The organism is Massilia polaris (assembly GCF_012927275.1).
Classification (GTDB): domain Bacteria; phylum Pseudomonadota; class Gammaproteobacteria; order Burkholderiales; family Burkholderiaceae_D; genus Telluria_A; species Telluria_A polaris.
Window position 1 is genome coordinate 200,630 of sequence record NZ_JABBGG010000001.1, and the last position, 19,864, is coordinate 220,493.

Sequence of the window (19,864 nt, forward strand, 5' to 3'; positions counted from 1 at the left end):
GGGGTTCCGTGGTTGGCGGCGAAACCGTTAGTATAGACCGGCTCCGTCTCCAGGATTCACTCGGCCAGCGGCAACAGGATCTGGATTCGCAGCCCGCCGCCCTGGCGGTTGCTCACAATGAGTTCGGCGTTGTGGCGCAGGACCACCCGTTCGACGATCGCCAGGCCCAGGCCCGCGCCGTTGGCCTGTCCGCGCGCGGTATCCATGCGCGTGAAGGGCTTGAGCAGCTGTTCGATCTGGTCGTCCGGCACGCCGACGCCATGATCCTGCACTTCGATCACGACGCGCTTGCCCAGGCCAGTCGGCTTGACGCGGCACGAGATATCGATTTCGGTGGCGCCGGTGCCCGGCGTCTGGCCGTACCGGCGCGCGTTCTCGATCAGGTTATTGACCACGCGGCGCAGGTCGGTCGCATTGCCGTTCACCAGCAGGTCCTGCGCGATGTCGGTATTGACCGTCATGCCAGGCAGGCGTTCGGCGGCGCGCGCGGCGTCTTCCAGCAGGCCGCTGATGTCGATCGTGACGAAGGTGGCCGCTTCGGTCGGTCTGGCGTAGTCGAGGAACTGGCCGATGATGGCGTCCATCTGGGCGATATCCGACTGCATTCCTTCGCGCGCTTCGGCGCCAAGCTGCGCCATCTCGAGCTCGAGCTGCATGCGCGCCAGCGGCGTGCGCAGGTCGTGCGAGATGCCGGCCAGGATCACCGCGCGGTCGGACTCGACCTGCTGCAGGTCGTCCACCATCTGGTTGAAGCTGCGGTTCGCCCCGATGATCTCCTTCGATCCTTTTTCCGGCAGCGGCGCCGGGCGCTTGCCCTGGGCGATGTCGCGCGCCGCCGCTGTCAGGCGCGCCAGCGGCAGGTTGATCAGGCTGGAGATCAGCGCGGCGCCGAGCAGCGACAGAACACCGACCACGCTGGCCCAGCCGAGCCATTGGACGCCGGTCAGGCCGGACAGGCGCTCGCGTTCGAGCATCAGCCAGTATTTGTCGTCGTCGATCTTGAAGCTGACCCAGAAGCCGGCGACGCCGTTCACGCTGCTGGAAAACTGGGTGTCGGCGCCGAGCTTTTCGCGGACGATGCGCGCGATATCGGGCATCAATGGATTGTCCGGCGGCGGGTCGACCACATCGGAGTCTTCGAGCGTGAAGATGCGGATGCCTTCATTCGACACCAGTTCGAACAGCAGTTCGCGGCGCAGCTCGGGCGCGGAGTGGGTGAGGGCCGCGTGCGTGATGGTGACAACCGAAATCACCAGCTGCGCGGTCTGTTCGACCTTGGCGCCGCGCTGCATCGTGCTGATCATGCCGATCCACGATGCCATCGACACCGTGGTCAGGATGCTCAGCAGGAGGAAGGTGCGCCAGAACAGGCCGCTCCGGAACCAGCCCATGCGCGGCGTGCCTGGCCTTGTCTCGTCACGGAGGAACACTAGCGCGGCTGGCCTTCAGGGATGAACACGTAGCCGAGGCCCCATACGGTCTGGATGTACAGCGGGCTGGAAGGATCAGGTTCGATCAGCTTGCGCAGGCGCGAAATCTGGACGTCGAGGCTGCGGTCGAAGACTTCGTACTCGCGGCCGCGCGCCAGCTCCATCAGCTTCTCGCGCGACAGCGGCTGGCGCGCATGGCGGGCGAACACCTTGAGCACCGAGAATTCGCCGGTGGTCAGCGGCACCGTCTCGCCGTTCTTCTTGAGGGTGCGGGTGCCCAGGTCGAGCACGAACTGGCCGAACTCGAAGGTCTGCGGCGTCTCGGACGGCGCGCCCGGGATTTCGTCGGGACCCTTGCGGCGCAGGACCGCGCCGATGCGGGCCACCAGCTCGCGCGGGTTGAACGGCTTGGGCAGGTAGTCGTCGGCGCCCATCTCGAGGCCGACGATGCGGTCGACGTCCTCGCCTTTCGCGGTCAGCATGATGATCGGCGTCTGGTCGCCGGCGCCGCGCAGGCGGCGGCAGATCGACAGGCCGTCTTCGCCGGGCAGCATCAGGTCAAGCACCAGCAGGTCGTAGCGCTCGCGCAGCCACAGCTTGTTCATCGCCGTCGCGCTTTCGGCGGTGACGACGGAGAAGCCTTGCTCCGTCAGGTAGCGGCGCAACAGGTCGCGCAGGCGGACGTCGTCGTCCACTACCATAATTTTGGCGGTGTGGCCACCGCCAGTGGCTGCCGTTGTATTGTTGCCTGCGTTCGATGTCGATTGTGGGTTCATATGGCTGTCAAATTTGTCATATTCATGTCGCTATGGTAACGTCATATCGCTTTATGCAGGCGCTCTGCATGCAAGGCATTACAAAGTGTTACAAACCTTACCCAATTCGGCTTACACCCCTATGCGATTAGCCATACACTGGCCTCAAGCGAAATGAAGCTTATCTGTTTAAATGGCATCGCGGAAGAGGAACCTGATGAATAACCTGCACAACAAAATCGACGCAGCAGCAAGCGCCCAATTTTTCGGCCGGTATTCGTTCGTCCGCCAGCTAGTTGCTGGCGTGCTGTTGGCCGGCGCCGCGCTGTCGGCCGCCCACGCGGGTCCAAATGACGCCGATGCGCAGCGCGCGATGCAGGCCCAGCGTTCGGAGCGCCAGCTGCCGCCGCCTGACCGCCAGGAACGCGTGCGCCAGTTCGACACGCGCCAGTTCGACGCCCGCACGTTCGAAGCGCGCCAGGAAGAACAGCGCCGCCAGCTGCAAATGCAGCAGGAGCAGAACCAACAGAACGCGGAGTCGTATCGCCGCGGCGGCCGCCTGACGCCGGACGAGCGCCGCGACCTGCGCCGCCAGATCAATGAAGCGGGTATGGACCTGTACCCGAAATCTCCCCGCCGCTAAGGCTTCTTTGGTGGCAATTGTATTTTTTTCGTGACAATTGCCCACTTTCTCATTGCCAATATGTTTACAAGGGCACGCATCGTGCTACTCTTGCTCAAAACTTACCTCTAAGGTAAGTATTTGTATATAAATGCAAGAGTGTTCAGCCCGAGGTAGCGCGTGTCAATCGAGTCTTCTATAGGACAGCCTTCGTTGGCGACCGCCGAGGCGGGCGCCGGAAATGGCGCAGCCGGGCTTGGTCCAGGCATCCTCCAGCGCGCCGACGGTATCTACGTCGACCCGAGCGTGACAGGCGCGGCTTTGCTTGCCGCCATCGACAACATCTTCAGCACCCAGCGCTATTTCACCGGTCTCGACTACGCCGCCTTCATCAAGGCGCTGTACGGCCACGGCCAGGCGCAGCCGCGTCCCGGCGACGTGCTGCGCATCGCTTCAGGCGTGGCGGATTTCGCGCCCGAGCGGCGCGCGCTGTATAAAGCGGTCAAGATCAACGGGGGCAGGGCCGAATATTACTTCGAACCAGTCTATGCGGAGGACCCCGCCAATCCGGCCGGTCCCGGCGTACAGGCGCTCCTCGACGCCGGTGAATTCGTGGCCGACCTGTGGAGCAAGGGTATCCGCTTCGGCATCGACATGCATGCGGTGGACGCGGCCATGGCATCGAAGAAGTCAGAGCGCACAATCGTGGCCGAGCAGGCCGACGCCGTCCCTGGCGTGGACGCCCATGTCATCGAGGTGTGCGACGACCTGCACCGCAGCGACGCACCGCGCCAGCTCGCCAACGGCAAGCTTGACCTGATGGCGTTCCAGAACCGCTTCCCGCAGATCCAGCAGGGCACCAAGCTGCTCAAGAAAGTGCCGCGCTCGGACGGCGAGAACGGTTTCGACCTGGCCGGGCGCGTGCTGGAACCGGCGATGCCCAAGGATATCGACCTGCATGCGATGGCCGGCTCCGGCACCGTGGTCGAGGCGACGGGCGAGGGCGATTTCCTGGTCGCGCTGCAGACCGGCTTTTTGAATGTGGACCCGCAGACCGCCCAGGTCTCGGTGGGCGACAAGATCATCAGCCGCGACGGCGTCAGCGCGCGCACTACCGGCAACCTCCAGCTGACCGGCGACTACGAGGAATTCGGCGAGGTCCAGGAAAAGCGGGTGATCGAAGGCGAGGGCATCACCGTGCACGCCGACGTGTTCGGGAATATCGTGTCGCGCGGCGGCGCGGTGCTGTTGAACAGTAACCTGGTGGGCGGCTCGGCCCACAATGCCAGCGGCGACATCACGGTCAAGGGCGTCGCCTCGGCGGCGGTGATCCAGGCCACGCAGGGCGATGTGCGGCTGGAACGCGCCGAGAGCTGCATCGTTTCGGGCACCCGCGTGTTCATCGAACATGCGGTGAACTGCGAGATCATCGCCGACGACGTCTTCATCAACCAGGCCGAGGGCTGCGCGGTTGCCGCGCGCCGCATCCAGATTGAAACGGCCGGCGCGCGCAAGCAGAGTGAAATGCTGATTTTTGTCCTGCAGCCGGACTGCAAGCGCATCGACCAGGTAATCGTCCAGATTGGCGAGCGGGTTGCGGCGTTTACGCAGGTCGCGGCACAGCGCAAGGAAGACATGCAGGCGCTGACAACCCAGGCGGATGTGCGCCAGTACATGCAGCTTTCGACCCGCGTGCGCAAGGGCGAACTGACGCTGACGCCGGACCAGGCGGCGCAATTCCAGAAGATGGGCGTGGCGGTCGGGCCGGTACTGCGGGCGATCGGCAAGCTGTCGGAAGAGGTGAAGGCGGCCGAGACCGAGCACCAGGCCGGGTTGACCCTGCTGGAACAGCTCCAGCAGCAGCGCCGCGCCAGCGCGGGCGGGAACTTCGTCAAGGTCAGCATGCTGACCGGCGAGACGACCATCCGCACCATCACCTACCATCCGGACGGCAGCAGCACATACAATCTGTCGCCGAAAGAGATCAAAGCCAAGCTGCGCGCCAGCGTGCCGCAGGGCGAACGTATTTTCTCCGGCAGCGTCGGCGCAGTCGAGTGGGGCAGCGGCATCAACTAAGCCGGGTTTTGGGTTTCGCTTTGGCCGGCTGCGCATCCTCGCGCTGCAAGCGCTGCTGCAGCAAGGCCAGCACCGCCGCTTCTTCCGGCTGCAGGTCGTGCAGCTCGCCCACCAGCTGCTGCCCGGTGCGGGTATGCAGCGCTTCCAGCACCGTGCCCTCCAGGTAAGCGTCGATGATCGCCGGGTGCACATAGCACTTGCGGCAGATCGACGGCGTGTTTCCCAGTTTTTCAGCCACCGATTCGATCGCGCGCACGATGTTCTTCCTGGCCTGCGCTTCCGAGTCGAACTTCTCGAACTCCTTTAGCGCCAGCGCCGCCAGCACGGTGCCCGACCAGGTCCGGAAATCCTTGGCGGTGTAGTCCTCGCCGCTGATCTCGCGCAGGTACTCGTTGACGTCGGCCGAGTCGATGGTATGCGGCTCGCCCTGTTCGTCGATGTACTGGAACAGCTCCTGCCCCGGCAGGTCGCGGGTGCGCTGGATGATGCGCGCAAGGCGCTTGTCCTCCATCTTAACGTTATGAAAAACGCCGCTCTTGCCACGGAAGCGGAATTCGACCGCCTTGCCGTCGATCTGCACGTGGCGGTTGCGCAGCGTGGTCAGTCCGAACGACTTGTTGGTGCGCGCATATTCCTCGTTCCCGATCCTCATCATCGTCAGTTCAAGCAGGTAGACCACGGTGGCCAGCACCTTCTCGCGCGGCAGGCCGGGCAGCTTGAGCGCGGCGTCGACATGGCCGCGGACGGCCGGCAGCGCCTTGCCGAAATTGAGCATGCGTTCGTATTTGACCTCGTCGCGCAGGTGGCGCCAGCGCGGATGGTAGCGGTACTGCTTGCGGCCGCGCGCGTCGCGCCCGGTGGCCTGCAGGTGGCCGTTGGCCTGCGCGCAGATCCACACGCCGGTCCAGGCCGGGGGAATCACCAGCGACTTGATACGGGCCAGGGTGGCTTCGTCAGCCACCGCGCCGCCGTCGGCATCGGCGTAGTGGAATGCGCCCGGGCTGCCCATGCGGGCGATGCCCGGACGGGAGTCGCTCACATAGCGCAGGCCGGCCGACTTCGCCGCAGCGGGCGCATCCATGTTCGGCAGCGGGCTTGCCGCAGGCAGGACTTCACTTTTCATCAGAATTGCTCCGAGAAACCCTGTCCTTCAGGGCAGGGAGTGAAAGGAGCCGGGCGCGTAGCGCCCGCAGCCGTCCAGGTGAAAAAATGTTTTGAACTTGGTTGTTGGGGCATGGTCAAACTCCATAAGTGCTTCAGTATGCGATTACGCGCTGGGGCATGAGTCACCTGCACCGTTTTTTTCCGATCCGCAGTCGCCTTAGGCGAGGTCGAGAGATATCCTGCGGATTGAATAAGAAGCTGGGCTACTTTCAGTCCGGCTTCCGTCTGGGGCATCAGACGCCAGCAGTGGGAATCCCCTTCCGTTTACGAAGGGGAGGATGTCAATCGCGGCCTTGTCGTATCGCAGCGCTGGCGGTGCGCCACCTGGTCAATTTTGTCGAATAGTACACGGCAAGCGGCAAGCGGGTCGGTTGCCTTGCTAACCGTACTGCGCGATTTGGAAGGGGGTAGTCCTTTTCTTAGCGGGGTTTACCACTGCGCCAGCCCTGTGTGTACAGGCGAAACAGGTCGCCGCGGAGGTTGACCACAGTCAACAAGCGTAGGACGGACTACCCTTACTATAGGATTTCGTTACCTTGCCGCAGACCTGCAGAAACGAAAGGACCGCCATGTACACCTACGACTCCTCCGCGGCCGGCAGCGGCCAGATCGAATTCCTGAGCTTCCGGCTCGGCGGGCTTGAGTACGGGCTGGACTTTCGCAAGGTGCAGGAACTGCGCAGCCTGCAGTCGCTCGAACGCTTCGCATCGAGCGGCGAGATTGTCGAAGGGGTGGCGGTGTCGCGCGGCGTCATCATGCCGATCGTCGACATGCGCGCCGCGTTCAGCCAAGGCGCGCGGCCGCTGGCGCCGACGGACGTGATCATCCTGCAGCTATCGAGCTGCATCATGGGGATGGTGGTGGATGGCGTGACGGACGTGGTGAAACTGTCGCCCGCCCAGATCTCGCCGCTGCCGGTCAATAGCGACGCCGGCGAGGCCGGCTGCGGCTACCTGGTGGGACTGGGCGAAGTCGATGGGCGGCGCCTGATCCTGGTCGACATCGACAAGCTGATGTCGATCAAGCGCAATGCGGCGCGCGATCCGGACGGCGCGCAGCAGGCCGCGTAAGCGCACCTGCCGCGCCGTGCGCGATCAAGCGGCGACCGCTTCCAGCTGTTCCTGCAGTTCCATCCATTCCGCTTCAAGCTGCGCCAGGTCTTTCGTGTAGAAGGACTGGTCCGCCAGCAGCGTCTTCAGCTTGGCCTTGTTGGCCGCTTCATAGATCGCCGGCTGCGCCAGCTTCGCATCGACTTCCGTCTTCTGCTCCGTGCGTTTCGCAATCTGCTCTTCAAGGCGTTTCAGCTTGTTCTCGATCGGCTTCTTCAAGGTCGCGAGGCGCTGGCGCTGTTCGGCGTCCTGGCGCTTCTGGTCCTTGGCGCTGACCGCTGGCGCGGCCGCAGGGGCGATCGGCGAGGCGGCAGGATAGGACGTCTTGTTCTCCTTGCCTGCGGCCGGCAGCACGCTGGTGCCCTTGCCAAGCTTGGTCTGGAACAGCCAGTCCTTGTAGTCGTCCAGGTCGCCGTCGAACGGCTGCAGCCTGCCGTCGGCGACGATGATGAACTGGTCGGTGGTGGCGCGCAGCAGGTGGCGATCGTGCGATACCACCACCAGCGTGCCTTCGAACTGCGCCAGCGCCATCGTCAGCGCTTCGCGCGTTTCGAGGTCCAGGTGGTTGGTCGGTTCATCGAGCAGCAGCAGGTTAGGGCGCTGCCACACGATCAGGGCCAGCGCCAGGCGGGCCTTCTCGCCGCCGGAGAACGGGCGGATCGGGCTGGTGACCATGGTGCCCGGGAAGTTGAAGCCGCCGAGGAAGTTGCGCAGCTCCTGCTCGCGTACGGTCGGCGCGATTTTCGCAAGGTGCCACAGCGGCGACTCGTCGTGGCGCAGCATTTCGACCTGGTGCTGGGCGAAGTAGCCGATCGACAGGCCTTTGCCAATGGTCGCGTCACCCGTCAGCGGTTCGAGCTCGCCGGCGATGGTCTTGATCAGGGTCGACTTGCCGGCGCCGTTCACGCCCAGCAGGCCGATGCGCTGGCCGATCTGCAGCGAGAACTTGATGTTCGAGACGATGGTCTTGTCGCCGACCTTGTCGCCGTGGCCGTCGAGGATCGGATAGCCCGCGTTGACGTTTTCCATCACCAGCAGCGGATTTGGGGCGGACAACGGCTCGCGGAATTCGAACGAGAATTCGGCGGCGGCGCGCAGCGGCGCCAGTTCTTCCATCTTGGCCAGCGCCTTCATCCGGCTCTGGGCCTGGCGCGCTTTGGAGGCCTGCGCCTTGAAGCGGTTGACGAAGGATTCGAGGTGGGCGCGCTGGCGCATCTGCTTCTCGAGCGCGCCGGCGGCCAGGATCATCTGGGCCGCGCGCTGGCGCTCGAAGCCCGAGTAGTTACCCGAGTAGCGCTTCAGCTTGCGCTCGTCGATGTGCACGATGACGTTGACGATTTCATCGAGGAAGTCGCGGTCGTGCGAGATGATGATCAGCGTGCCGGGGTAGCGTTTCAGCCAGTCTTCCAGCCAGATGATCGCGTCGAGGTCGAGGTGGTTGGTCGGTTCATCGAGCAGCAGCAGTTCGGAAGGGCACATCAGCGCCTGCGCCAGGTTCAGGCGCATGCGCCAGCCGCCCGAGAACGAAGCGACCGGCTGCTGCATCTGCTCCATCGAGAAGCCAAGGCCAAGCAGCAGCTGTTCGCCGCGCGACTGCACGGTGTAGGCGTCGGCGTCGGCCAGCGCGCTGTAGATCTCGCCGATGGCGATGCCGTTGTCGGTGGTGTCAGGCTCGGACTCGAGGCGTTCGAGTTCGGACTGCAGCTTGCGCAGGTTGACGTCGCCGTCGATGGCGTAGTCCAGCGCCGCGCGTTCGAGCGGCGGGGTTTCCTGGGCCACGTAGGCCATCCGCCATTTGGCAGGGAAGTCGATCTCGCCCTGGTCCGGGTGCAGCTCGCCGCGCAGCATCGCGAACAGGCTGGATTTGCCGGCGCCGTTGGCGCCGATCAGGCCGATCTTGTCGCCGGGGTTGAGCGTGAGGTCCACGCCTTCGAGCAGCGGCTTGGTGCCGCGCATGAGGCTTACGTTGATGAAGCGGATCATTGAAGTTCTTTAAAGGTATGCATGGCGGATTAGCGCTCCCAAGGGACCTGGCATCCGCCGATTTGAATTTATGCGTGCTGCAATTGTTCGGCCGTGAGCAGGAACACCATATCGTCGCCAGCGCTGGTGGTCACCCAGGTCAGCCCCAGGTGTCCGAACGCGGTTTCGGCATAGTCACGCTCGTTGCCGATTTCGACCATCAGGATGCCGTCCGGCGTCAGGCGCTCGGCGGCGCCGGCGATGATCTTGCGGACCAGGTCCATGCCGTCCGCCCCGCCATGCAGCGCGATCTGAGGCTCGCGCAGGTATTCCTGCGGCAGCGCCGACATCGATTCCGAGTTCACGTACGGCGGGTTGGTGACGATCAGGTTGTACTTCTTGAATGGCACGTTCTGGTACAGGTCCGAGACGATCGGGTTGACCCGGCCTTCAAGCTTGTACTCGCGGATGTTCCGTTCAGCCACGGCCAGCGCATCGGTCGAGATATCGACCGCGTCCACCACGGCGTTCGGGAAGGCGTCGGCCATCATGATCGCCAGGCAGCCGGACCCGGTGCACAGCTCGAGGATGTTCTCGACCGCGAACGGGTCTTCGACCCACGGGCTGAACGACTGCGGCACCAGTTCGGCGATGAAGGAGCGCGGCACGATCACGCGTTCGTCGACGTAGAACGGGTAGCTGCCCAGCCATGCTTCATTGGTGATGTAGGCGGCCGGCACGCGCTCGGTGGCGCGCCGTTCGATCACGGCCAGCACCTGCAGCACTTCGTCGGGCAGCAGGCGCGCGTCGAGGAAGGGTTCGAGCTTGTCGAGCGGGAGCTTGAGCGTGTGCAGGATCAGGTAGGCGGCTTCGTCGAGCGCTTCGGCGCTGCCGTGGCCGAAGAACAGCTTGGCCCCGTTGAAGCGGGTGACGGCATAGCGCAGCAGGTCGCGCGGCGTGGTAAAGAGGATGGTGGTAGTCATGGCCTGTTCTCTCGGTTGGGCGAGCTTACGCCAGCAGGTTTTCCAGGGTGCGGCGGTAGATATTCTTCAGCGGATCGATGAAACGCAGCTCGATGTGCTCGTCGATCTTGTGGATACTGGCATTCGGAGGGCCGAATTCTATCACCTGCGGGCAGATCCGAGCGATGAAGCGGCCGTCGGAGGTCCCGCCGGTGGTCGATAATTCGGTGTGCACGCCGGTTTCCAGCGCGATCGCGCCAGCCACCGCGTCCGACAGCGTGCCGCGCGGCGTCAGGAACGGCAGGCCGGACAAGGTCCACTGAAGGTCGTATTCGAGGTTGTGCTTGTCGAGGATCGCATGCACGCGCGCTTCCAGCCCGTCGGCGGTGCTGGCGGTGGAGAAGCGGAAATTGAACTCCAGCGTCAGTTCGCCCGGGATGACGTTGTTGGCGCCGGTGCCGGCATGGATGTTCGACACCTGCCACGAGGTCGGCAGGTAGTACTCGTTACCGTCGTCCCACTGCTCGGCCGCCAGTTCGGCCAGCGCGGGCGCAGCCTGGTGGATCGGGTTGCGCGCGTGCTGCGGGTAGGCGATGTGGCCCTGGATGCCCTTGATGACCAGTTTGCCCGACAGCGAACCGCGGCGGCCATTCTTGATCATGTCGCCCAGGACGTGGGCGGAGGTCGGCTCGCCGACCAGGCAGTAATCGATCTTCTCGCCGCGTTGTTCGAGCCGTTCGCAGACCATCACGGTGCCGTCGGTGGCCGGGCCTTCCTCGTCGCTGGTGATCAAAAATGCGATCGAGCCCTTGTGGGCAGGGTGCGCGGCGATGAATTCTTCGCAGGCGACGACCATCGCCGCGATCGAGGTCTTCATGTCGGCGGCGCCGCGGCCATACAGCTTGCCGTCGCGGCGGGTCGGCGTGAACGGCAGCGAATGCCACTGCTCGACCGGGCCGGTGGGGACGACGTCGGTATGGCCGGCGAACACGAACACCGGCGAGGCGGCGCCTTTGCGCGCCCACAGGTTGGTCACGCCGTTCGATTCGATGGTCTCGCACACGAAGCCAAGCGGTTCAAGCAGCTCGGCCAGGCGCCGCTGGCAGCCCTTGTCGTCGGGGGTAATCGAAGACAGCGCGATCAGCTCTTCGGTCAGCGCGAGGGTGCGGGAAGGCGTCATCGTGGTCATTCGAATATCTGGCGGTACTGGGCGTCGGAAAAACCCACCGACAGCTTGCCGGCGCCGGCCAGCACCGGGCGCTTGATCAGCGACGGGAATTCAAGCATCAGCTCGAGCGCGTCGTCGCTGGTGGTGACGGCGGCGCGGCGCTCATCGCTCAGCTTGCGCCAGGTCGTGCCCTTGCGGTTGACTAGTACTTCCCAGTCGAGCTGCTCGAGCCATGCCGCGACGGTGGCGCGCTCCAGGCCCTGCTTTTTGAAGTCGTGGAAATCGAACTGCTGGCCATTGTCAGCCAGCCAGGTGCGGGCCTTCTTGACCGTGTCGCAGTTGGGGATACCGTAGAGAGTCTTGTTCATCTTATTCGTGTATGCATGGGCGGCGCATGGCTGCCGGGCTTGATGCCGGCGGGCCTGGAGTCGCATGGGGGATGGCCGGAGCATAGCATATGCACTAACTAGTCGGCCGGTACCATCGATTTTACTTGAACTGGCCATCGCAGCGCCGGTCGAACGAGCATGGGGCTGTGTGCCCGCGTCCTTACTTTCAACAGGAGGGAATCATGCGAGTATTCATGTATGCGGTCGTGGCCGGCGTGCTGGCGCTGGATGGCGGCGCCGCGCCGGCCCAGATGGGAAACGCGCGACCGCTCGCTGCGGCTCGACTTTACCCCGGTCCCGTTCAGCACCTGTGTCTGGGTGACGCGGGGCGGCGAGGCGCCGGTAACGGGGCAGGTGCGGGGCTGGCCCGGCGCCTCAGCTATTGAGGGTGAACTCGGTGAAGGAAGGCGCGTCGTCGGCGGCCCTGGCCTCCGGCGCGGCGTCGGCGCCCTTGCTGTCAGGGCCGTTGTTGAGCAGCCAGAGCAGGTTGGTGGCCGAGTCGGCGTTGGCGAGGGCCTCGTCCTGCGTCACCAGGCCGCTGTGCACCAGCTGGAGCAGGGCGGTCTCGAACGACTGCGATCCTGGCGACAGGCTCTTGTCCATCGCCTCCTTGATCTGGCCGATCTCGCCTTTCTCGATCAGGTCGGACACGTAGCGCGTGTTGACCATGATCTCGACGGCGGCCTGGCGGGTGCCGCCAGCGGCTGACCTGACCAGGCGCTGCGCCACGATCGCCTTCACGGCCGAGGACAAATCCTGCAGCAGCGCGGCGCGGTTCTCGATCGGGTAGAAGCTGATGATGCGGTTCAGCGCGTTGTAGCTGTTATTCGCATGCAGGGTCGCCAGCACCAGGTGGCCGGACTGCGCATACGCCAGTGCGGCAGCCATGGTTTCCTTGTCGCGGATCTCGCCGATCAAGATACAGTCTGGCGCCTGGCGCATCGAATTGCGCAGCGCGACCTGGAAGCTGGCCGCATCGCTGCCGATTTCGCGCTGGTTGACGATCGATTTCTTATTCTTGAACAGGTACTCGATCGGATCTTCGAGCGTCAGGATATGGCCCGCGCGCAGCTCGTTGCGATGGTCGAGCATCGACGCGATCGTGGTCGACTTGCCCGAACCGGTCGCGCCGACCAGCAGCAGCAGACCGCGCTTTTCCATGATCAGGTCGGCGAGCACTGGCGGCAGGCCGAGGTCGCCGAGGGCCGGGATATTCGCCGGCACGAAGCGGAACACCGCCGAGATCGAGCCGCGCTGGCGGAAGGCCGACAAGCGGAAGCGGCCCAGGTTGGCGACCGAGATACCCATATTGAGTTCGTTGTCGCGTTCGAGCTCCTGCATCTGTTCTGGGGTAGCGATTTCGGCCAACAGCGCGACGATATTCTCCGGCTCCAGCTTCTGCTGGTTAATCGGAATCAGGTTTCCGTTGATCTTGATATGAACTGGTGAATTCACCGCGAAGAACATATCCGACGCGTTCTTCTCCTTCATCAGCTGAAACAAACGGTCCATCGCCATCATCGTCTCCAGATCCGGGGTCAGACCCCAATTTTATTCGGCCATATCAGCCATAACTATTTGAACATCGGGGTCCGTCCCCGGGGACAGACCCCGGGGACGGACCCCGATTTTGCGATTTTGGTAAGGAATTAAATGCCGCGCAGCAGTTCGTTGATGCCGGTCTTGGCGCGGGTCTTGGCGTCGACGCGCTTGACGATCACCGCGCAGTAAAGGCTGTACTTGCCGTCTTCCGATGGCAGGTTGCCCGAGACGACGACCGAACCGGCCGGCACCCGGCCGTACGTCACTGCGCCGGTGGCGCGGTCGTAAATCTTGGTCGACTGGCCGATGTACACGCCCATCGAGATCACCGAGTTCTCTTCGACGATCACGCCTTCGACGATCTCCGAACGCGCGCCGATGAAGCAGTTGTCTTCGATGATGGTCGGATTGGCCTGCATCGGTTCGAGCACCCCGCCGATGCCGACGCCGCCCGACAGGTGGACGTTCTTGCCGATCTGCGCGCACGAGCCGACCGTGGCCCAGGTGTCGACCATCGCGCCTTCGTCGACGTAGGCGCCGATGTTGACGTAGGACGGCATCAGCACGACGTTCTTGGCGATGAAGCTGCCGCGGCGCGCCACCGCAGGCGGCACTACGCGGAAGCCGCCGCGCGCGAAGTCGTCGGCGCTGTAGTTGGCGAACTTGGTCGGGACCTTGTCGTAGAACTGCATGGTGCCGTCGCTGGTCATCACGCTGTTGTTCTCGAGGCGGAACGAGAGCAGTACCGCTTTCTTGATCCACTGGTTCACGACCCAGTCCGCGCCGGTTTTCTGCGCCACGCGCAGGGTGCCGTCGTCAAGGCCGGCGATCACGTGGGCGACCGCGTCGCGCAGTTCGGCGCTGCCGTTGGCTGGGGTGATGTCGGCGCGCTGTTCCCAGGCGGTGTCGATGATGTTCTGGAGTTGTTGGGTCATGGTGTGGTTTCAGGTGGGTGCATACAAGGCATTGCAGAACTGGACGATCCGCTGGACCGCTTCGAGGCATTCGTCGACTTCGGCGACGAGCGCCATGCGGATCCGCCCCTGGCCGGGATTGACGCCGTGCGCATCGCGCGCGAGGTAGCTGCCCGGCAGGACGGTGACATTATAGTCGGCGTAAAGACGCCGGGCGAATTCGGTGTCGGTGAGGCCGGTGCCGCTGACGTCGGCCCACAGGTAGAAGCCGGCGTCGGGCAGGCCGACGTCGACGACGTCGCTGAGCATCGGCGTGACGAGATTGAACTTCTCGCGGTATTTGGCGCGGTTCTCGACTACGTGCGCTTCGTCGCCCCACGCCGCGATCGATGCTGCCTGCACCGGCGGCGACATCGCGCCGCCGCAGTAGGTGCGGTACAGCAGGAACTTCTTGATGATCGCCGGGCTGCCGGCCACGAAGCCCGAGCGCATCCCCGGCACGTTGGAGCGCTTCGACAGGCTGGAGAACACGACCAGGTTGGCGTACGGGTTGTCGCCGCCGCTGCGCCCGAGCTGGTGCGCCGCTTCCAGCGCGCCAAGGGGCGCCGCGCTGCCGTGGTAAATCTCGGAATAGCATTCGTCGGCCGCGATCACGAAGCCGTGGCGGTCGGCCAGCGCGAACACCTGCTTCCAGTCGTCGAGCGTGAGCGTGGCGCCGGTCGGATTGCCGGGCGAGCAGATGTACATCAGCTGCACGCGCTCCCAGACGTCGTCCGGCACGCTGCTGTAGTCGCAGCCGAAATTGCGGGCGGGGTCGGAGTTGACGAAGTACGGCTGGGCGCCGGCGAGGTAGGCCGCGCCTTCGTAGATCTGGTAGAACGGATTCGGGCACATCACCAGCGCGCCGGGGACCGACGGGTCGACTACGCAGTGGGCGATGCCGAACAGCGCCTCGCGCGATCCGTTGACCGGCAGGACCTGGGTCGCGTCGTCAAGCTCAACGCCGTAGCGGTGCTCGATCCAGCTGGCGACAGCGGTGCGCAGCGCGTCGGTGCCGTGGGTGCTCGGATAGGTGGCCAGTCCGTGCACGTTGTGGGTCAGGGCCTTCTGGATGAAGGGGGGCGTGGGGTGCTTCGGCTCGCCGATCCCAAGGCTGATCGCTGCGAACGCGGGATTGGGTGTCACGCCCGTGAACAGGCGGCGCAGTTTTTCGAACGGGTAGGGATGCAGCTTGTCGAGGTGTGGATTCACAGCGGTACCAGTTGGGATGGGGCGATATGGCGGCCTTTATTATAGCGCCGATATGTTGTCCTTGTTGCCAACAGGTGGCCAGGTGCAGGCCGGGCGCCGATCAGCGCATCACCAGCGCCTTGACGGCGTCCCAGGCCGAGCTGCTGGCGTCGACGTGCTTGACGCGGTTGCGGCCCGCTTCCTTGGCCGAGTACATGGCGCGGTCGGCCGCGATGAACAGCTTTTCGATGTGGTCGAGCTGGGTCGGGATCATGGTCGCCACGCCGATGCTGACGGTGATCGAGTCGGACGTGCAAGAGCGCGGGTGCGGCAGGTGCAGCGCCTCGACGTCGGCGCGGATCGCTTCGGCCAGCGCGGTGGCGTCGGCCGGCGCCGTTTCGGCGAACAGCAGCACGAACTCTTCGCCGCCGTAGCGCGCGGCCATGTCGGTCGCGCGCGGCGCATGCGCCTGCAGCACGGCCGCCACGCTTTGCAGCGCGGCGTCGCCGGCCGGGTGGCCAAAGGTGTCGTTGTACAGCTTGAAATGGTCGACGTCGAGCACCACCAGCGACAGCGGCTCGCCGCTGCGGATGGCGCGCTGCCATTCGATGTCGAGGAAGGTGTCGAAGTGGCGCCGGTTGGCGATCTTGGTGAGCGGGTCGAGCAGGGCGGCGCGCTGCAGCGCGGTCTCGGACTGCTTGTGGTGGGTGATGTCGTGCAGCAGGCCGATGAACAGCGTCGCGTGCATGGCCATCGGCGCCAGGGTCAGGTCCATCGCGCGCAGCGAGCCGTCGGCCTGGCGGATCACGACTTCACGCGCGCCAGGCTGCGGCGCGAATTCCGCTTCGCTGGCGCAGCGCGCGAAGTAGTCGAGGTAGTCCTGGGTGACTTGCTGCGTCAGCAGGTCGCCCAGCGTTTTCTGCTCCAGCGCTTCCGGCGAGCAGCCGAAGTAGCGCCCGCACGCCGGATTGGCGTACTGGATGCGGCCACAGCCTTCGATGATCATCAGGCCTTCGGCCATGCTGTCGACGATGGTGCGCAGGCGCTGGGCCTGTTCGTGCTGGCTGTCGCTGGTCGTGCGGATCTGGAGCTGGGCGCGCACGCGGGCGCACACTTCGGCCATGCGCAGCGGTTTGCCGATGTAGTCGACCGCGCCGATGTCGAAGCCGGCGACCACGTCGTCGGTCTCGGTGCGCGCACTCATGAAAATCACCGGGATGCGCTGGGTGCCGGGATGCTGCTTGAGCTGGCGGCACGTTTCGAGGCCGTCCATGCCGGGCATGACGACGTCGAGCAGGATCAGGTCGGGGTGCACGCGCCGCGCAATACTGAGCGCCCGTTCGCCCGAGGTCGCGACGAAGGTCTGGTAGCCCTGCTGCGTCATCATCTTGCGCAGCATGCCGAGGTTGGCCGGGGCGTCGTCGACGATCAGGATCGCGGCATCGCGCCGGGGAGCTGTATTGATTGTTGCTGGGAGCGGCATTCAGGGCCTTCGCCACGGAGTCATTGAGCTATTCGATGATAACGCTGTGTTATCGCAGCAGGCAAGGAGTGTTTCCCGTGAGTTATTCTTCTGCCAACGCCCCTGCCGGCCTACGCCCCGTAAACGCCAAATCCTCCCGCAGGAGGACTTGTTGTAGGTGCGCAACCGCAAGAAGCGAAACGCCGCTCACCACTGGTAGTGAACAGCCATCCGCCCTCGCCAGCCCGGTTACATTTGCGCGGCGATCAGCTTGCCGAGGATGGCGATGCCGTCGCGGATGCGTTCCGGCGGCACGGTCACGAAGGACAGGCGCAGCGTGTTGGTTTCCGGATCGTTGGCGTAGAACGGCGCGCCCGGCACGAAGGCCACCTTGGCGGCGAGCGCCTGGTCCAGCAGGGCCATCGCGTCGATATGCTTGGGCAGCGTGACCCAGATGAACATGCCGCCTTCAGGACGGGTCCAGTGTACGCCGGCCGGGAACTGCTCGGCCATCGCGTCCAGCATCACCTGGCACTGGTTCGCGTACAAGGCGCGGATGCTCGGGATGTGGGTGTCGAGGAAGCCGTCCTTGACCACTTCATACACGACCATCTGGGTCAGCTGGGCGGTATGGAGATCGGCGGCCTGCTTGGCCAGTTCGAGGCGGCGCACCAGCGGCAGCGGGGCGACCACGTAGCCGAGGCGGATGCCAGGGGTGAGCACCTTCGAGAACGAGCCCATATAGATCACGCCGTCCGGGTTCATGTTCAGCATTTTCGGGTACGGCTCGCCCTTGTAGCTCAGCGAACCGTAAGGGTCGTCCTCGATCAGCGGGATGCCGAGGCGGGCGCAGGTTTCGACCAGCTCGACGCGGCGCTCGACCGACAGGCTGCGTCCGGTCGGATTCTGGAAGTTCGGCAGCGCGTACAGCATGCGCGCGCCTTCGGCCACGGCTTCGATCGACGACGGCACCAGGCCGTGGTCGTCGGTGGCGACCGACTTGAATTCAGGGCGGTACACCGAGAACGCCTGCAGCGCGCCCAGGTAGCTCGGGGTTTCGACCAGCACGCGGCTGCCTTCGTCGATCAGCACCTTGCCCAGCAGGTCGAGCGCCTGCTGCGATCCGGAGGTCATCAGGACCTGTTCCGGCGCGATCTTGCAGCTGTCGGTCGACAGCGAATTGGCGATCCATTCGCGCAGCGGCGCGTAACCATCGGTCGGACCGTACTGCAGCGCCACCTTGCCGTCGGTCGACAGCACCTTGTCGAAGGCCGCTTTCATGTGCTCGACCGGGAAGGTGGCAGGCGAAGGCAGGCCGCCGGCGAACGAGATGATCTCGGGACGCTGGGTGATCTTCAGGATTTCACGGATGAACGAGCTTTGCAGCTGGCTGGCGCGTTCCGAGAAGCGCCATTCGATCGGGTTTGGATTTTCAATTTTCATGCTGGTCTCACAGGGGGAAGGGCCGCAGGGTTGCCTGGCCATTATAGAGCACGCTGGGTAAGCGTTCTCGGGAAGGGCGGCGCTGGGTAAGCGCCGCCCGGATCTTGCTTAGCCGGCGATTTCGACGATCATTTCGATCTCGACGCAGGCGCCGCGCGGCACCTGGGCCACGCCGAAGGCCGAACGGGCGTGCTTGCCGGCGTCGCCGAACAGGTCGCCCAGCAGCTCGGAGGCGCCGTTGGTGACCAGGTGCTGGTCGGTGAAGTCAGGGGTCGAATTGACCAGGCTCATCAGCTTGACGATGCGCTTGACGCGGGTCAGGTCGCCGCCGCAGGCTTCCTGCAGGGTGCCGATCAGGTCGATCGCGATCGAACGCGCCGCTGCCTGGCCCTGTTCCAGCGACACATCCTGGCCCAGCTTGCCGGCGTTGACCGAGCCGTCGGCGTGCTTGGCAATGTGGCCCGAGAGGAAAACCAGGTTGCCCGACTGTACGTACATGACGTAGGCGGCGGCCGGCGCGGCCGGAGGGGCAAGGGTGATGTTCAGTTCTTTGAGTTTTGCGTAGACGGACATGTTGTTCCCGGTTTCGGTGAAAATAGACAAGCAAGTATTGTACGTCGGGCAGGGTGACTTACCTACCATTTTCCCGCTTGCATCAGCGCCGGACTTGCATCTTGCGTCCCGCCCCGACCACGGCAATGACTGCCAGCGCGAACACGAAGTTCGACAGCTCCAGCGCTTCGCCCAGCAGGATGGCGGCCCCGCCCAGCGTCATGAAGGGCTGCACCAGCTGTACCTGCCCGACCCGGGCGATGCCGCCAAGCGCCATGCCGCGGTACCAGAAGAAAAATCCAACCAGCATCGAAATCGCCGACACATACGCGAAACCGGCCCAGGCCATGGGACCGGCGGCGGCGATCGCGGCGCCGTGCGGCCAGCTGAGCCACAGCACCAGCGGCGCCAGCAGTGGTGCGGACAGCACCAGCGCCCAGCAGATCACCTGCTCGCCGCCGAGCGAGCGCGACAAGCGGCCGCCCTCGGCATAGCCGGCCGCGCCCAGCACGACGGCGCCCAGCATCAGCAAGTCGGCCGCATGCAGGCTGCCGCCGCCCTGGCGCAGCGCGAAGCCGAGCACCAGTGCAGCGCCGAGCACGGCCATGAGCCAGAAACCCGGCGAGGGCTTTTCGTTGCCGCGAAAGGCGGAAAACAGCGCCGTCGCCAGCGGCAGGATGCCGACCAGCACGGCGCCATGGGAGGCGGGCAGGGTGCGCAGTGCGATCGAGGTCAGCCAGGGAAAACCGATCACGCAGCCGGCCGACACCACCGCCAGCGACAGTAGTGCCGAGCGGGGCGGCAAGGGAACGCGTTTCCATGCCAGCCAGGCGCAGGCCAGCACGGCCGCGACCAGCGCGCGGCCCAGCGCGACGAATGCCGGTGGCAGCTCGGCCACGGCCATCCGCGTGAACGGCAGGGTCAGGCTGAACATGGCGACACCTGCGAGGCCGAGCAGCATGCCGCGGGTCTCATCGGAAAACGCGCCGTTGCCGGCGCGGACAGGCAGTGCGGAATCGGAATTCATGATCTGCTTTCGGTGGATTCGTGCGTTTGATAGGGTTATCCTAGTTGAAAAAACCAA

Annotated in this window: 17 protein-coding genes; 3 read left to right on the plus strand and 14 right to left on the minus strand. The window is 64.7% G+C overall.

The window, feature by feature from the left end; all coding sequences use genetic code 11:
• Nucleotides 1-56: 56 nt before the first annotated feature.
• Nucleotides 57-1,391 (minus strand): sensor histidine kinase family protein, encoded by a 1,335-nt coding sequence (locus HHL21_RS00965; protein WP_169463403.1) that lies wholly within the window; start codon nt 1,389-1,391, stop codon nt 57-59.
• Between the two features lie 38 nt (nt 1,392-1,429).
• The gene (ompR, locus tag HHL21_RS00970; RefSeq protein ID WP_229432713.1) at nt 1,430-2,131 is read right to left on the minus strand and encodes an osmolarity response regulator transcription factor OmpR; all 702 of its coding nucleotides are present in this window, start codon (nt 2,129-2,131) and stop codon (nt 1,430-1,432) included.
• A 271-nt stretch (nt 2,132-2,402) separates the two neighbouring features.
• Between ompR and HHL21_RS00975 the strand changes: the two genes are divergently transcribed.
• On the plus strand, nt 2,403-2,828 hold the full coding sequence (locus HHL21_RS00975) for a hypothetical protein (RefSeq protein WP_229495773.1): 426 nt from the start codon (nt 2,403-2,405) through the stop codon (nt 2,826-2,828).
• 192 nt (nt 2,829-3,020) lie between these two features.
• A complete protein-coding gene (locus HHL21_RS00980; RefSeq protein WP_206085493.1) occupies nt 3,021-4,883 on the plus strand; it encodes a flagellar assembly protein A in 1,863 nt (620 codons plus the stop codon).
• Here HHL21_RS00980 and HHL21_RS00985 read toward each other — a convergent pair.
• Nucleotides 4,876-6,006, minus strand: a complete 1,131-nt coding sequence (locus tag HHL21_RS00985) for a DNA topoisomerase IB (RefSeq protein ID WP_169463405.1) — start codon at nt 6,004-6,006, stop codon at nt 4,876-4,878. The two genes, HHL21_RS00980 and HHL21_RS00985, sit on opposite strands and share 8 nt — an antisense overlap.
• A 610-nt stretch (nt 6,007-6,616) precedes the next feature.
• Here HHL21_RS00985 and HHL21_RS00990 point away from each other — a divergent pair.
• Nucleotides 6,617-7,117: a chemotaxis protein CheW gene (locus tag HHL21_RS00990; protein ID WP_169463406.1), complete on the plus strand. Its 501-nt coding sequence runs from the start codon at nt 6,617-6,619 to the stop codon at nt 7,115-7,117.
• Between the two features lie 24 nt (nt 7,118-7,141).
• Here HHL21_RS00990 and HHL21_RS00995 read toward each other — a convergent pair whose 3' ends face one another.
• From HHL21_RS00995 to HHL21_RS01045, 11 genes are all read right to left on the minus strand, one after another.
• Complete coding sequence (locus HHL21_RS00995; RefSeq protein ID WP_169463407.1) at nt 7,142-9,139, minus strand: ATP-binding cassette domain-containing protein; 1,998 nt, start codon at nt 9,137-9,139, stop codon at nt 7,142-7,144.
• A 68-nt stretch (nt 9,140-9,207) separates the two neighbouring features.
• Complete coding sequence (gene prmB / locus HHL21_RS01000; protein ID WP_169463408.1) at nt 9,208-10,101, minus strand: 50S ribosomal protein L3 N(5)-glutamine methyltransferase; 894 nt, start codon at nt 10,099-10,101, stop codon at nt 9,208-9,210.
• Nucleotides 10,102-10,126: 25 nt separating this feature from the next.
• The gene (dapE, locus tag HHL21_RS01005) at nt 10,127-11,260 is read right to left on the minus strand and encodes a succinyl-diaminopimelate desuccinylase (RefSeq protein WP_169463883.1); all 1,134 of its coding nucleotides are present in this window, start codon (nt 11,258-11,260) and stop codon (nt 10,127-10,129) included.
• A gap of 5 nt (nt 11,261-11,265) precedes the next feature.
• Nucleotides 11,266-11,616, minus strand: a complete 351-nt coding sequence (locus HHL21_RS01010; RefSeq protein ID WP_169463409.1) for an ArsC family reductase — start codon at nt 11,614-11,616, stop codon at nt 11,266-11,268.
• A gap of 396 nt (nt 11,617-12,012) precedes the next feature.
• On the minus strand, nt 12,013-13,155 hold the full coding sequence (locus HHL21_RS01015) for a PilT/PilU family type 4a pilus ATPase (RefSeq protein WP_169463884.1): 1,143 nt from the start codon (nt 13,153-13,155) through the stop codon (nt 12,013-12,015).
• Between the two features lie 131 nt (nt 13,156-13,286).
• Nucleotides 13,287-14,114 carry a 2,3,4,5-tetrahydropyridine-2,6-dicarboxylate N-succinyltransferase gene (dapD, locus tag HHL21_RS01020; RefSeq protein WP_169463410.1) on the minus strand — a complete coding sequence of 276 codons (828 nt, stop codon included), beginning with the start codon at nt 14,112-14,114 and terminating at the stop codon, nt 13,287-13,289.
• A gap of 9 nt (nt 14,115-14,123) precedes the next feature.
• Nucleotides 14,124-15,344 (minus strand): succinyldiaminopimelate transaminase, encoded by a 1,221-nt coding sequence (gene dapC / locus HHL21_RS01025; RefSeq protein WP_169463411.1) that lies wholly within the window; start codon nt 15,342-15,344, stop codon nt 14,124-14,126.
• A gap of 100 nt (nt 15,345-15,444) precedes the next feature.
• Nucleotides 15,445-16,806, minus strand: a complete 1,362-nt coding sequence (locus HHL21_RS01030) for a diguanylate cyclase (RefSeq protein WP_169463412.1) — start codon at nt 16,804-16,806, stop codon at nt 15,445-15,447.
• Between the two features lie 228 nt (nt 16,807-17,034).
• Entirely contained in the window at nt 17,035-18,228 is a 1,194-nt protein-coding gene (locus tag HHL21_RS01035) for an aminotransferase-like domain-containing protein (protein ID WP_169463413.1), read from the minus strand.
• A gap of 108 nt (nt 18,229-18,336) precedes the next feature.
• Nucleotides 18,337-18,801, minus strand: a complete 465-nt coding sequence (locus HHL21_RS01040) for a RidA family protein (protein ID WP_169463414.1) — start codon at nt 18,799-18,801, stop codon at nt 18,337-18,339.
• Between the two features lie 82 nt (nt 18,802-18,883).
• The gene (locus HHL21_RS01045) at nt 18,884-19,807 is read right to left on the minus strand and encodes a DMT family transporter (protein WP_169463415.1); all 924 of its coding nucleotides are present in this window, start codon (nt 19,805-19,807) and stop codon (nt 18,884-18,886) included.
• Nucleotides 19,808-19,864 lie beyond the last annotated feature (57 nt).